Below are 13,027 nucleotides of genomic sequence, written 5' to 3'. Positions count from 1 at the left end.
GTCGGCCCTCATCCTGTCGGAGGACCGCGGCGCCGCCCGCGGGGAGAGGGGCGCGATGACACCCGACGAGTACCTGCCGGTCCTGCAGAAGACCGACGCCCGCTTCGCCGACGCCGCCGCCGAGGCGGTGCTGGCCCGGGGGTGGCAGGCGCCGGTGCCCGGCTGCCCCGGGTGGACGCTGGCCGACCTGGTCTGGCACCTGGCCGAGGTGCAGCACTTCTGGGCGTGGGTGGTGCGCACCCGCGCGACCGATCCGGGGGCCTATCCCGAGCCGGTCCGGCACCCGGACGACGAGCTGCTCGGCTTCGGCCTCGCCCAGTCGGCGGAGCTGGAGACGGTGCTCGACGGCGCCGACCCGGCCGAGCGGGTGTGGACCTGGGCGCCGCGGCAGGACGTCGGCTTCGTGCTGCGCCGGCAGGTGGTGGAGGCGGTCGTGCACACCGCCGACGTCGAGCAGGTGCTCGGCGACGTGCACCCGGTCCGTGCCGACGTCGGCCTGGACGGCCTCGACGAGTGGCTGGAGGTGATGGTCCCCGGCGCGCTGCCGCAGGGCCCGCCGGCGGACGCGCACCCCGTCGTCCTGCACGCCGTCGACGTCGGCGTCGAGCGGGTGCTGTTCCCCGGCTCCCGGCCGGTGCCCATCGCCCGGCTCACCGGCACGGCGGGCGACCTGCTCCTCGCCGTCTGGCGGCGGGTGCCGCTGGAGGTGCTCACGGTGGACGGCGACGGGCTGCAGGCCGCCGCGATGCTCGACCTCGTCCGGCTGGATTGACGGGCGGCGCGGTGCTGGAACGGCCGTCCTCCAGGGGCCCTCCGCCTGAGCCTGCGAGGTGTGGGGAGGAGGATGGTCCTTCGTCAGGGCCAGGTGGTGGCGTTCCGCTCGAAGTCGTCCCCGGTCTGGACGCCGACGACGTCGAAGACCATCCCGGCGGGGTCCTTCATCTGCCAGAAGCCGCCCATGTCCGCGATCCGCCGCGCGCCCAGGGCCTCCAGCCGGGCCACCTCCGCGTCGACGTCGTCGGTCTCGACGTCGACGTGCCAGCGCGGCGGCGTCCCGTGCCCGGTGCGCTGGACCTCCAGGTGGAAGCCGCCGGCGAAGGCGCCCAGCGACGACCAGTTGTCGTCCGAGGGGTCCGGGGACACCTGGTGACCGGTGGCGCCGGACCAGAAGGCCCGCCCGGCGTCGTGCAGGTCGGGGGGCAGGTCGAGCATGAGGACGGCCAGGCGGCTGCGGTGGGGCACGGTGCCGGAACCTAGTCGCGGCGCGCGGCCTGCGGGAGCGGCGTCCGCCCTACCGTCGGCGCGCATGGAGCGCAGCCCCGAGGTCGTGTATCGCACCTTCCTGAGCGCGTTGAACGACCGGGACGTCGCGGCCGCGGCCGGCTGCGTGGACCGCGTCCGCTACCGCGAGGACTGCGTGGGCTTCACCGGCGGCTGGGTCGGGTGGACCGACGCCACCGCGTCGCTGGAGCGGGTCTGGCAGGCATCCCCGACCTGCGGGTCGAGCTGGCGGAGGTCGCCGTCACCGCCACCGCGGACGGCGCTGCCGTGGTGCTCGCGCACGGCGAGGCCCGCGGCACCGCCGACGGCCGGCTCTACGGCGCGCCGGCGACCCACCGGCGGTACCGCGCGAGCTACTTCGACCGCGTCCGGGTCGTCGACGGGCTCATCGTCGAGCGGGTGCAGCAGGCCGACGTCCTCGGGCAGATGCGGCAGCTCTACGGCCGGGCGCTCGGCGCGGTCGGCTTGAGCGCCATGCTCTGGCGCCTGCCGGCTCCCTGATCCGGCGAGATCGCCGACCTCGCACGGAGCGGGCACCGGTCCGTGCGAGATCGCCGGTGTCGCCGGTCAGAAGGGGGGCCAGGGCAGCGCGGGCCAGTCGCCGCTGGGCTGCGGGTGCCGGCCGGTGCGCAGCAGCTCGGCGACCCGCTGCTGGGTGCGCCGCACCTCGCGCCGGGTGAGGTGCTCGTGCAGCTGCTCGCCGAGGTCGCCGAGCAGGTCACCGGTGAGCTTCTCCAGCACCTCGAGCGCCTCGGTCGGCAGCGGCTTGCCCGCCCATCGCCACAGCAGCGTGCGCAGCTTCGGGTCGACCGAGAAGCAGATGCCGTGGTCGACGCCGTACACGTGCCCGGCGGAGGTCGGGATGATGTGCCCGCCCTTGCGGTCGGCGTTGTTGACGACGGCGTCGAAGACCGCCATGCGCCGCAGCCCGGGGTGGTCCGACCGCACGAACGCGGTCAGGTCGACGTCGGGGTCGCCGTCCACCCACAGCTGCACCATGCCGGGGCCGAACGGGCCGTCGCGCAGCACGGTCGGCGGCACGACCCGCCAGCCGGTCGCCTCGCTGATCAGCGCCGCGGACACCTCGCGGCCGGCGAGCGTGCCGTCGGGGAAGTCCCAGAGGGGCCGCTCGCCGGCGACCGGCTTGTAGACGCACTCGGCCTCGAGCTCGTCGGTGCGGACGTAGCCGACCAGCGTGACGTTGCTGGCGTCGAGCATCCGGCCCTCGAGGTCGATCTCGCCGTCGAGCAGCAGGGCGCGCGCCTCCGCGTCGTCGGCCGGGGGGCGCAGACCCGTGGCGGGGTCGGCGGGACGCTCGGTCATCGGGGCGGCCGGATCGCGCTCAGCGGCGGTAGCCGTTCTGCCGCGGGCACACGTGCCCGGCGGGGTCCAGCGGGAGCGAGCACAGCGGGCAGGCCGGGCGGCCGGCGGCCACGACCCGGCGGGCCCGGACGACGAAGGCGCGGGCGGCGGCGGGGGTGATCGTCACCCGCAGCGCGTCGGGCCCCTCCTCGCTGTCGGAGAGGATCACGTCCTCCTCGACCGGCTCGTCGCCGGCGGCCACGGCCTCGACGACGACGGCCTGCGACTCGCCGTCCCACGCCAGGCCCATGGCCGCGACCCGGAACTCCTCGTCGACCGGCGCGGTGAGCGGCTCCAGGTCGTCGACCTCGGCGTCCGGCGGGACGACGGTGCCCGGACGGGTCGCGACCTCGTCGAGCAGCTCGTTCATCCGGTCGGCGAGCACCTGCACCTGCGCCTTCTCCAGCGCCACGCTGACCACGCGGCCGGCGCTGTCGACGGCCTGCAGGTAGAAGGTGCGGTCGCCGGGCTGGCCCACCGTGCCGGCGACGAACCGGGACGGGCGGTCGAAGAGATACAGCTGGCGCGGCACGGGCCCCAGGTTACGCGGGCGGACGCGGCGGGCACGCCGAGACGCGAGGTCAGACGGCCGCGCCCGCGCCGCCGCCGACGACCGCGTCCGAGTCGGCCTTGCGACGGCGCCGTCCCTGCTTCTTGGGCGGGACCAGGGCGGCGACGTCCCCGCCGGTGTCGTTGACCCGCACCACGAACGGGCGGGTCTCGGTGTAGGTGACCACCGAGACCGAGGCCGGGTCGACCACGATCCGCTGGAACTGGTCGAGGTGCAGCCCCAGGGCGTCGGCGAGCACGGCCTTGATGACGTCGCCGTGGCTGCAGGCCAGCCAGACGGCGTCGGGCCCGAGGCGGGCGTTCCACTCCCGGACGGCGGCCACCGCGCGGGCCTGGGTCTGCGCCAGGCCCTCGCCCTCCGGGCCGGGGAAGACCGCGGCCGACGGGTGCTGCTGCACGACCTTCCACAGCGGCTCCTTGACCAGCTCCTTGAGCGGGCGGCCGGTCCAGTCGCCGTAGCGGGCCTCCCCGAGCCGGTCGTCGGTGGCCAGCTCGAGGTCGCGCCCGGGGAGGACGGCGCCGGCGGTCTGCCGGCAGCGGTCCAGCGGGCTGCTCACGACGGCGGCCAGCGGCACCGGCGTCAGCCGCTCCCCCACCGCCCTCGCCTGCCGCTCGCCGGTCTCGTCGAGCTGCACGCCCGGGGTCCAGCCGGCGAGCACGCCGCCGGCGTTGGCGGTCGTGCGGCCGTGCCGCAGCAGGATCACGGTGGTCACGACGCCCGAGCCTAGAAGGACGAGCCCGGTGCCCAGCCGGCCCGACTCGTGTTGATCATGGGCTTGTCGCTCGCGGACGCGCCGTGTCGAGCGTGTCCTGCTGCAACGACCCCATGATCAACGCGGCGGGCGGGCGGGTGGCTGGTGCCCCGCGTCACTGCGGCGCGAGCACCCCGGCGCCGACGAGGGCGAGGATCAGCAGGCCCAGCACCACCCGGTAGACGACGAACGGCGTGAAGCTGCCGCGGTCGAGGTAGCGCAGCAGCCAGGCGATGACGACCAGGCCGACGCCGAAGGCCAGCACCGTGGCCACGATCGTCGGCCCCCAGGCGACCGACTCCCCCGCCACGCCGCCGGTGAGCGCCTCGTAGACCTGGAAGAAGCCCGAGGCCAGGACGGCGGGGACGGCGAGCAGGAAGGAGTACCGCGCCGCGGCGGCCCGCGAGTAGCCGAGGAACAGGCCCATGGTGATCGTGCCGCCGGAGCGGGAGACGCCGGGCACCAGCGCCATGGCCTGGGCGAACCCGAAGGCGATGCCGTGCCCGACGGTCAGCTGGTCGAGCTCGCGCTTCTTGCCGCCCACCCGGTCGGCCCAGTAGAGGACCAGCGAGAAGGCGACCAGCGCGATCGCGACGATGCGCAGGTCCCGGAAGGTCGTCTCGATGCGGTCCTGGAACAGCAGGCCCAGGATGCCGATGGGTAGCGTGCCGACGATGATCAGCCAGCCCATCCGGGCGTCGGGGTCGCGGCGCACCGCGCGGTCGCCCAGCGAGCGGACCCAGGCACTGATGATCCGGCCGATGTCGCGGCGGAAGTAGAGCAGCACCGCGGCCTCGGTGCCGATCTGGGTGATGGCGGTGAACGCCGCGCCCGGGTCACCCCAGCCGAAGGCCTCCCCCACCACCCGCAGGTGCGCGCTGGAGGAGATGGGCAGGAACTCCGTGAGCCCCTGCACCAGCCCCAGGACGACGGCCTCGAGCCAGCTCATCGCGCGCTCCGCTCCGGTCGGGCGGAGCGGGGGCGGCGGGCAGCGGGGCGGTGGGGCGGGCCGGTCAGCGGGAGCACGGGAGGCCACCCTAAGCGGCGGCGCGCACCGGCCGGGCGCGGCACGCAGGGACCGCCGCGCTCCCCGGCTCCCGTCCGGACCCGCCGGTAGGTTGGCCTCCCGTGGAGCAACGCGCACTCGGCCGCAGCGGACTGGTCGTCTCGCGCCTGGCACTGGGCACCATGACCTGGGGCCGGGACACCGACGAGGACGAGGCCGCGATGCAGCTGACCGCGTTCGTCGACGCCGGCGGCACGCTGGTCGACACCGCCGACGTGTACTGCGACGGGGACAGCGAGCGGCTGCTGGGCAGGCTGCTGGCCGACGTTGTCCCGCGCTCGGACGTGCTGGTCGCCACCAAGGCCGTCGGGCGGACCGCGGCGGGGCCGATGGGCCGCGGCGCCTCCCGCGGGCACCTTCTCGCCGCCCTCGACGCCTCGCTGGAGCGCCTGGGCACCGACCACGTCGACCTGTGGCAGCTGCACTCCTGGGACGACACCACCCCGCTCGAGGAGACCCTCGCCGCCTGCGACACCGCCGTCTCCTCGGGCCGGGTCCGCTACGTCGGCGTCAGCAACTTCACCGGCTGGCAGACCGCGCAGGCGGTCACCTGGCAGCGGGCCTGGCCCGGCCGCGTGCCGGTCGTCAGCACCCAGGTGGAGTACTCGCTGCTGCAGCGCGGCGTCGAGCGCGAGGTGGTGCCCGCCGCCGAGGCGCTCGGACTGGGCGTGCTGGCCTGGTCGCCGCTGGGCCGCGGGCTGCTCACTGGCAAGTACCGGCAGGGCCCGCCGGCGGAGTCCCGCGGCGCGTCGCCGCAGTGGCAGGGCTTCATCGACGGGCTGCGCTCGGCGACGGCCGACCGGATCGTGGAGGCGGTGGTCACCGCCGCCGACGGGCTGGGCACCACGCCGCTGGCCGTGGCGCTGGCGTGGGTGCGCGACCGGCCCGGCGTCGCCGCCCCGGTCGTCGGCGCGCGCACCGCGCAGCAGCTGCAGTCCTCGCTGGACGCCGATGCCGTGCGGCTGCCCGCGGCGATCCGCACCGCGTTGGAGGACGTCTCGGCCCCCTACTTCGGCTATCCCGAGCGGCGGTACGACAGGTGAGCGAGCTCGCGAGCCCACCCAGGAGCACAGCGGCGCCGGTTCCGGCGCCGACGAGCGTCAGCGAGGAGGTGTCGTGACCGCGGCTCCGACCACGCCGGGCGCCGAGCCGGTGTTCGCCGCCTTCTGCGCGGCCGGCCTGTGGCCGGGCCTGGGCAAGCGGGCGGCCGCCGAGCTGCCGGCCGCCGGGATCACCTCCCCCGACGACGTCACCGCCGACCGGCTGCTGAAGCTGCCCCGCGTGGGCCGGCAGCGCGCCGAGCGGCTGTTCTCCGGCTTCCTGTCCGCGCAGCCCACCTACGAGGTCGTGGCGCTGCTGGTCGGGGCGGGGCTGGACGCCAAGCTCGCCTCGTCCGCCGCCGACGCCCTCGGCAACGACGCCGCCCGCCGGCTGCGTGACGACCCGTGGGCGCTGCTCGGCCTGACCGGGGTCACCCTCGGCGACGCCGACCGGCTGGCCATCGCCGTCCTGCCCGGGGCCGACAAGCAGGACGGTCGCCGCGGCCGGGCGATCGTGGCCCAGACCCTGCGGACGGCGACCCGCGACGGGCACACCGTCCTCCCCGCCGATCTGGTGGTCGCCGCGCTGCGCGCCGAGGGAGTGGCCGACCCGGCCACGGCGATCGTCGCGGCGGTCGAGTCCGGCGAGGTGCTCGAGCACGAGCCCCCGGAGCCGGATCTCGACGAGGACGCCGATCTCGACGAGCTGCCCGAGCCGGGAGAAGGACCTCGGTCTGCCCTCCGCTCGCAAGCTCGCGAGGGAACCCGGACCGAGGCCGTACGGATGCTGTCGCTGGCCCGCTACGGGATGGCCGAGGAGGCCGTCGCGGAGAACGTGGCCAGGCTGGCGGCCACCGCGGAGCGGATCGCCGACCCCGCCGCCGTCCGGTCGGTGGCCAAGGGCCTCGACGACGCGCAGAAGCAGGCCGTGGCGCAGGTGCTGGGCGCCGGCGTCAGCCTGCTGACCGGCGGGCCCGGGACGGGCAAGAGCCGCACGGTCGCCGCGGTGGTGCGGCTGCTGCAGTCCAAGGGCACCGAGGTCGCGCTCGCGGCCCCGACCGGGCGGGCGGCCAAGCGGCTGGAGGAGCTGACCGACCACCCGGCGGTCACGGTGCACCGGCTGCTGGGCGCGCAGGGCACCTCGGGCGGGTTCGCCCGCAACGAGGAGTGGCCGCTGGACGCCGACGTGGTGGTCGTCGACGAGGCCTCCATGCTCGACGTCGAGCTCACCGCCGCGCTGCTGGAGGCCTGCCAGGACGGCACCCACCTGCTGCTCGTCGGGGACCCCGCGCAGCTGCCCTCGATCGGCCCGGGGCACGTGCTGGGCGACCTCATCGACTCGGGCGTCGTCCCGGTCACCGAGCTGACCACGCTGTACCGGCAGGCCGAGGGCGGCGCGATCGCGCGGCTGGCCAACGCCGTCCGGGCCGGGGAGCTGCCGCCGGTGGACTCCCCCGACCGCGAGGTGGTCGTCGTCCCGGCGTCGGGCAGCGCGGAGGCGGCCAGGCGGGTGGTGCAGCTGGTCACCGACTCGATCCCGCGGGCGCTGAAGATCGACCCGGCGACCGTGCAGGTGGTCACGCCGGTGCATCGCGGTCCGGCGGGGACGATCGAGCTGAACAGGGCCCTGAAGGCGCAGCTCAACCCGGGCGACGGCACGGTCTGGGGCTTCGACGTCGGCGACCGGGTGGTGGCCACGGCCAACCACCTGGACCTCGAGCCGATCGGGTTCGCCAACGGCGAGGTCGGCGTGGTCACCGGCACCGGCGACGGCACGCTCGACGTCGACTTCGCCTCCGGGCCGGTGACGGTGACCGGGAAGGCGATGAGCGACCTGCGGCACGGCTGGGCGATCACCGTGCACCGCGCGCAGGGCTCGGAGTGGCCCGGCGTGGTCGTCGTCCTGCCGCCGGAGGCCGGCGGGATGCTCTCGCGGCCGCTGGTCTACACCGCGCTGACCCGCGCCCAGCGGCACCTGTCGGTCGTGCACGCCTCCGGGGCCGCGCTGGCCCGCGCGGTGAGCCAGGTCGACGTCCGGCCGCGGCGCACCCGGCTGGCCCAGCTGCTGGCGGAGAACGCCGAGGCATAGAACCGACACCCACGTCTGCAGGGCCGGGACGTGTGCACCGCCTCTATGCCCGGGCCGCCCGGGCCGCCCGGGCGGCGCAGACGAGCTGACGGGTGGCGGCCTGCAGCTGCCCGGGGCAGGTCAGCGGCCGGGCGAAGGGCACCCGCAGGTCACGGTGCCCGACGGGCCGCTCGATGCGCAGCCGGAAGCCGAAGCGGTCCAGCCCCAGGGGGCGGACGACGTCCCGCGGTCCGAGGTCGCCGGCCGGGATGCGGCGTCGCAGCAGGTCGAGCACCTCGGGGTGGTCCCGGTCGAGGTGCTGCAGCACCTGCGCCTCGACGGCGGCCAGCGGGTCCGGCCGGGCCTGCGCGTGGGCCTGCGGGCCGACCTCCGTGCAGTGCCCGCCCTCCCGCAGCACCACCTCGGCCACGTCGAGCCGCAGCAGTGTGACCCCCCGCCCCACGTCGAGCAGCGGGCTCACCGGCCGGGCCTCGGCGAAGGCGAGCGCCGCGGCACGCCGCGTGGCCGGGTGCACGGGCGCGAGCCACCCGGAGAGCCACACCTGGGCGCGCAGCCGGTCCCGCAGCGGCAGCGGCGCCCGGTCGCTGACCATGAGGACGGCGGTCAGGTCGTCGTGACCGGCGAGCACGGTGTCGACCTCCCCGCCGGTCGGCACCAGCACGTACGTCACGCCCGAGGCGGTCGTCGCGTGCGCCAGCGGACGGCCGGCGGCCAGGCCGCGCACGCACAGCGCGGCCGGCGTCCGGCCGGCGACGGTGCGGGCGCGCTCGGGAGCGTCGGCACGGAGGGCGGGCGCTGCGGGGCTCGACGTCACGGGGCTCCCTCGGGTCGGCAACGAGTTAGGTGAGCCTAACCTGACCTGCGGACGGTGGAGCCTCCCGGCGCGCCGCGGGCGACGCGCCGGGGTGCCAGGCCGCGGCCTTGCCCGCGGGATCGTCCCGGGTGTCTCATGGCCGCCGTTCACGGGGCGCTGGCTCCCCGGCGCCCCGGCGTCCTCTGAGGAGCTGGGGTCCGTGGTCAGGTGCACGCGAACGCTCGTCGTGGTGGCGGTGGCCGCCTTGGTCTCCGGCGGCGGGACCACAGTCGCCGGCGCTGCTGCGGCGACGGAGCCGCTGCCCGGCGCCGTCCCGCAGCTGACGTGGGCAGCCTGCGGGATGACGGAGCCGGCCACCGCGGCCGGTGTGCAGTGCGCGACCGCCGACCTGCCGATGGACCACGACCAGCCCGAAGGCGCGCGGGTGCAGATCGCCCTCGCGCGCGTCCCGGCCACCGACCAGGCCAACCGGATCGGGTCGTTGTTCGTCAACCCCGGCGGCCCCGGCGGGGAGTACGTGACGCGCCTGCAGCAGGCCGGCGCCGACCGCTTCGCCGGCCTCAACCCGCGCTTCGACATCGTCGCCTTCGCGCCGCGAGGGGTCGCGCCGAGCACGCCGGCGATCGACTGCCAGGTCGACCCGGAAACCGGAGGCCCCGTCGTGACCCCGACGCCGACCCCGCTCGACGTCGACCTGGACGCCCTCGTGGCCCGGGCGGAGCGCTACGTCGACGCCTGCCTCGCGACCAACGGCCCGATCCTCGAGCACCTCTCGACCGCCAACGTTGCCCGCGACCTGGACCTGCTGCGCGCGGCGGTCGGCGACGAGCAACTCAGCTACCTGGGGTTCTCCTACGGCACCGCCATCGGCGCCACCTACGCCAGCCTGTTCCCGGACGGATATCGCGCGCTGGTGCTGGACGCCGCCGTCGATGCCGAGGGGTATGTCAACGACCCGTTGAGCTTCACCGCGGAACAAGCCGGCGGCTTCGAGATCGCGCTGGCCCGCTTCACCGAGGCCTGCGCCGTGGACCAGGTCGCCTGCTCCGGCTTCGGTGGCACTGACCCCTACCTGGCCTACGACCAGCTGCTGGCCGGGGCCGAGGCCAGGCCCGTCCCGGCCGACGCCTATCCCGCCGACCCCCGGCCGGTCACCGCGGACGACATCCGGCTGGTCACCGCTCGGTTGCTCTACGCCAAGCAGCTGTGGGGCCTGCTGGGTCTAGTGCTGTCCGAGGCCGCCAACGGGGACGCCTCGTTCATCCGGGCGCTGATAGACCAGGTGTTCCTGGCCGACAGCACCCCTGGCGACCGGCAGTTCGCCATCAGCGCGTCCGAGCAGCACTACCCGCAGGACGACCTGCAGGTCTACCTGGACCGCGGCGCGGAGGCCTGGGCGTCCTTCCCGCACTTCGGCGGCAACAGCGGGTACACCGAGATCCACTACGCGCTGTGGCCCGTGCGCGACGAGGACGCCTTCGCCGGGCCCTTCGAGGCGTCGGGGTCCGCCCCGGCGCCGCTGGTGATCGGCACGACCTACGACCCGGCGACGCCGTACGCCTGGGCCGAGCGGCTGGCCGACGACCTCGGGACGGCCCGGCTGCTGACGATGGAGGGCGACGGGCACGCCGCGTACGGCGGCGCATCAGCCTGCATCGACCGCAGCACCGAGGCCTACCTGGTCGACGGCAACCTGCCCGCCGCGGGCACCGTCTGCCGTCAGGAGACGGTCTTCGCGGCCCCCGTGCCGGCGCCGACAGGCGCGGCCGCTGCCACCCAGGTGCTCAGCGCCCTGCTGCTCCCCTGAAGCCCGGGCCTGCCCGCGGGGGCTACAGCGGGGCGTCGTCGTCGTCGACGGGGACGTCGGCCTGCTGCTCGAGGACGTCGGCGACGTCGGCCTCCCGGTCGCCGACCGCGCGCTGCGGGCTGCCGGCCTCCCCCGGGCGGGCGGCGAGCTGCTGCTCCAGGGCGTCGGCTTCGGGCACGTCCGCTCCTGGCGGGGTCGCCTCGCCGGCGAGGGCGACGGCCGGCGCGTCGAGCGGGGCCTCCTGCTCGGCGCGGTCGGCGTCGGGCACGTCGTTGCCGGGTGCGGTCACGTCGTCCTCCGTGCGTCGCGGGGGTGGGTGGGCCCCATCCTGCCGCCCGCGGCTCCGCCGGACAGGACCGGGGACGACGGCCGGCGGGTGGCGCGGCGCGGTCGGGGAGGTGACGGTCACGTGACCGGCGGGCGTCCGGAGGGCACAATCGGCCGGGTGGAGGCGGTCGCCGGGGATTACGAGTTCGCGCCGCTGCGGATCCCGCCGGGTACGTCCCGGTCCGCAGCGGCGACCATGCTGAGTCTGCAGGCGGACACCGGCGGCTGGGAACTGGCCCGGCTGCAGCTGCACGCCGACGGCACGTGCAAGGTGATCCTGCGCCGCCGGGCCAGGCTGTCCTACCTGCCCAAGCCGCACATCTGAAGCGCCGACCGGCCTCCGCCGGTGCGCTGCCCCCTGCGGTCGCTGACCGGCCGTGGGCGTGTCAGGGTTCGGAGGACCGCCGCCGGCCCCGGGCGGCCGGGGAGGACGGCATGCGAGAGACCCTGACCGATCGGTTCCGCTTCCTGCGCGCCTTCGTCGCGAACCCGCGCCAGGTGGGCGCCATCCTCCCGACCTCGCGGTGGGCGGTCCGGGACATGCTGGACCTGGCCGACGTCCCCCGCGCCGACCTGGTCGTGGAGCTCGGCGCGGGCACCGGGGTGCAGACCGGCGAGATCCTCGCCCGGCTGGGACCGAACGCGCGGCTGGTGTCGCTGGAGATCGACCCGGACCTGGCCAAGCTGCTCGACGAGCGCTACGACGACCCCCGGCTGCAGGTGGTGTGCGACTCGGCGGAGAACCTGGACGCGCACCTGGGCGGCAAGCGGGCCGACGTGCTGGTCTCCGCGCTGCCCTACACGTCCTTCGATGCCGGGCTGCGTCGCCGGGTGCTGGACCTACTCCCGGTCGCGCTGGCCCCCCAGGGGGTGCTCCTGGTGATCCAGTACTCGCCGCTGATCCGGCGCGAGCTGCGCCGCCGCTTCCCGTCGGTGCAGCAGAAGATCACGCCGTGGAACGTGCCGCCGGCGTTCCTGTACGCCTGCCGCGCCGGCACGTCCTAGAGCTTCAGCGCATCGACGGCGGGCGCAGCGCCTCCGGGACGACGGCGGTCTCGCCGCTCGTCGTCTTCGCGCTGGGCACGCCCTTGAAGCGGTAGGGCACGGTGCCGACGCCCGGCTGGACGACGTAGGCCGCGCCCGGCTCGCCCGACGTCCAGGCCAGGACCATCGCGTCGGCCACCTCCCCGGCGGAGAGCACCGGGAAGCCGGCCTGGGTGAACTGGTCGCGGATCGGGTCGATGATCGCGGTGTCGGCGAAGCCGGGGCAGATCGCGCTGATCGTCGTCCCCTCTCGGGCCAGCCGGGGGGCCATCGAGCGGACGAAGGCGACGGCGCCGGCCTTGGCGACGCTGTAGCCGGGGTCGGTGGCCATCGGCGAGAGCCCGGCCAGGGACGCCGTGACGACGAGCGCGCCGCCGCCGGCCCGCCTGATGGCCGGGCGGGCGGCGAGGGTGCCGTAGACCACGCCGAACAGGTCGACGTCCACCACGTGCAGGAACTCGTCGAGGTCGACCTCGTCGTCGGACTCCGCCGCGGAAATGCCGGCGTTGAGGTAGGCGGCGTCGAGCCGGCCGTGCCGGGCCTCGATGCGCTCGACGACGGCGACGTTGGCCGCCCGGTCGGTGACGTCGAGGACCTCGAACTCCGCGCCCAGGTCGGCGGCCGTGGCCCGCGCCCGCTCGCTGTCGAGGTCGGCGAGGACGACGGTCACCCCGCGCTCCCCCAGCTTCGCGGCGAGGGCCCGGCCGAAGCCGCCGGTCCCCCCGGTGACGAGTGCGACGGAACCGGGACGGGGTGTGGGAGCGGTCACTGTGGCATCACACCACGCGGGTGCGGGTCCTTCGAGGCCCCGTCCCGGCCCCCCGGACGATCATGGACCCGCGGTGGCGACACGCCGCCGCCCCTCGGAGCGTCGC

Annotated in this window: 15 protein-coding genes; 7 read left to right on the top strand and 8 right to left on the bottom strand. The window is 75.8% G+C overall.

The window, feature by feature from the left end:
- The first annotated feature begins 55 nt into the window (after nucleotides 1-55).
- On the top strand, nucleotides 56-772 hold the full coding sequence (locus tag BLW63_RS16545) for a maleylpyruvate isomerase family mycothiol-dependent enzyme (RefSeq protein ID WP_091158592.1): 717 nt from the start codon (nucleotides 56-58) through the stop codon (nucleotides 770-772).
- Between the two features lie 83 nt (nucleotides 773-855).
- On the opposite strand, the gene BLW63_RS16540 is transcribed toward BLW63_RS16545, so the two are convergent.
- Entirely contained in the window at nucleotides 856-1,242 is a 387-nt protein-coding gene (locus BLW63_RS16540) for a VOC family protein (protein WP_091158589.1), read from the bottom strand.
- A gap of 201 nt (nucleotides 1,243-1,443) precedes the next feature.
- Between BLW63_RS16540 and BLW63_RS16535 the strand changes: the two genes are divergently transcribed.
- On the top strand, nucleotides 1,444-1,782 hold the full coding sequence (locus BLW63_RS16535; RefSeq protein ID WP_170856816.1) for an ester cyclase: 339 nt from the start codon (nucleotides 1,444-1,446) through the stop codon (nucleotides 1,780-1,782).
- Between the two features lie 66 nt (nucleotides 1,783-1,848).
- Here BLW63_RS16535 and BLW63_RS16530 read toward each other — a convergent pair whose 3' ends face one another.
- The 4 genes from BLW63_RS16530 to BLW63_RS16515 form a co-directional block, all read right to left on the bottom strand.
- Nucleotides 1,849-2,604 (bottom strand): SCO1664 family protein, encoded by a 756-nt coding sequence (locus BLW63_RS16530; RefSeq protein WP_091158584.1) that lies wholly within the window; start codon nucleotides 2,602-2,604, stop codon nucleotides 1,849-1,851.
- Between the two features lie 19 nt (nucleotides 2,605-2,623).
- Nucleotides 2,624-3,175, bottom strand: coding sequence for a DUF3090 family protein (locus tag BLW63_RS16525; protein ID WP_091158582.1), 552 nt, complete (start codon nucleotides 3,173-3,175; stop codon nucleotides 2,624-2,626).
- A gap of 49 nt (nucleotides 3,176-3,224) precedes the next feature.
- Entirely contained in the window at nucleotides 3,225-3,926 is a 702-nt protein-coding gene (locus tag BLW63_RS16520) for a histidine phosphatase family protein (RefSeq protein WP_091158580.1), read from the bottom strand.
- Nucleotides 3,927-4,080: 154 nt separating this feature from the next.
- On the bottom strand, nucleotides 4,081-4,914 hold the full coding sequence (locus BLW63_RS16515; protein ID WP_091158578.1) for an undecaprenyl-diphosphate phosphatase: 834 nt from the start codon (nucleotides 4,912-4,914) through the stop codon (nucleotides 4,081-4,083).
- A 179-nt stretch (nucleotides 4,915-5,093) separates the two neighbouring features.
- Here BLW63_RS16515 and BLW63_RS16510 point away from each other — a divergent pair, with 179 nt between their 5' ends.
- Entirely contained in the window at nucleotides 5,094-6,074 is a 981-nt protein-coding gene (locus BLW63_RS16510; RefSeq protein WP_091158576.1) for an aldo/keto reductase, read from the top strand.
- Nucleotides 6,075-6,147: 73 nt separating this feature from the next.
- Nucleotides 6,148-8,160: an AAA family ATPase gene (locus BLW63_RS16505; RefSeq protein WP_091158574.1), complete on the top strand. Its 2,013-nt coding sequence runs from the start codon at nucleotides 6,148-6,150 to the stop codon at nucleotides 8,158-8,160.
- Nucleotides 8,161-8,203: 43 nt separating this feature from the next.
- Here the strand turns inward: BLW63_RS16505 and BLW63_RS16500 are convergent, their stop codons facing one another.
- On the bottom strand, nucleotides 8,204-8,974 hold the full coding sequence (locus BLW63_RS16500; RefSeq protein ID WP_091158571.1) for a DUF2470 domain-containing protein: 771 nt from the start codon (nucleotides 8,972-8,974) through the stop codon (nucleotides 8,204-8,206).
- A gap of 199 nt (nucleotides 8,975-9,173) precedes the next feature.
- Between BLW63_RS16500 and BLW63_RS16495 the strand changes: the two genes are divergently transcribed.
- Complete coding sequence (locus tag BLW63_RS16495) at nucleotides 9,174-10,781, top strand: alpha/beta hydrolase (RefSeq protein WP_091158568.1); 1,608 nt, start codon at nucleotides 9,174-9,176, stop codon at nucleotides 10,779-10,781.
- Between the two features lie 22 nt (nucleotides 10,782-10,803).
- Here BLW63_RS16495 and BLW63_RS16490 read toward each other — a convergent pair whose 3' ends face one another.
- Nucleotides 10,804-11,070 carry a hypothetical protein gene (locus BLW63_RS16490; protein WP_091158565.1) on the bottom strand — a complete coding sequence of 89 codons (267 nt, stop codon included), beginning with the start codon at nucleotides 11,068-11,070 and terminating at the stop codon, nucleotides 10,804-10,806.
- Between the two features lie 120 nt (nucleotides 11,071-11,190).
- Here BLW63_RS16490 and BLW63_RS16485 point away from each other — a divergent pair, with 120 nt between their 5' ends.
- On the top strand, nucleotides 11,191-11,433 hold the full coding sequence (locus BLW63_RS16485; protein ID WP_091158563.1) for a DUF5703 family protein: 243 nt from the start codon (nucleotides 11,191-11,193) through the stop codon (nucleotides 11,431-11,433).
- Nucleotides 11,434-11,543: 110 nt separating this feature from the next.
- Nucleotides 11,544-12,113 carry a class I SAM-dependent methyltransferase gene (locus tag BLW63_RS16480; RefSeq protein WP_091158560.1) on the top strand — a complete coding sequence of 190 codons (570 nt, stop codon included), beginning with the start codon at nucleotides 11,544-11,546 and terminating at the stop codon, nucleotides 12,111-12,113.
- A gap of 4 nt (nucleotides 12,114-12,117) precedes the next feature.
- Here the strand turns inward: BLW63_RS16480 and BLW63_RS16475 are convergent, their stop codons facing one another.
- Entirely contained in the window at nucleotides 12,118-12,921 is an 804-nt protein-coding gene (locus BLW63_RS16475) for an SDR family oxidoreductase (RefSeq protein ID WP_091158558.1), read from the bottom strand.
- Between the last annotated feature and the right edge of the window lie 106 nt (nucleotides 12,922-13,027).

The sequence above is a fragment of the Geodermatophilus africanus genome (genome assembly GCF_900107105.1).
Taxonomy (GTDB): domain Bacteria; phylum Actinomycetota; class Actinomycetes; order Mycobacteriales; family Geodermatophilaceae; genus Geodermatophilus; species Geodermatophilus africanus.
Note: the sequence above shows the minus strand (reverse complement) of the source record. Positions and strands in the feature narration are given on the sequence as shown.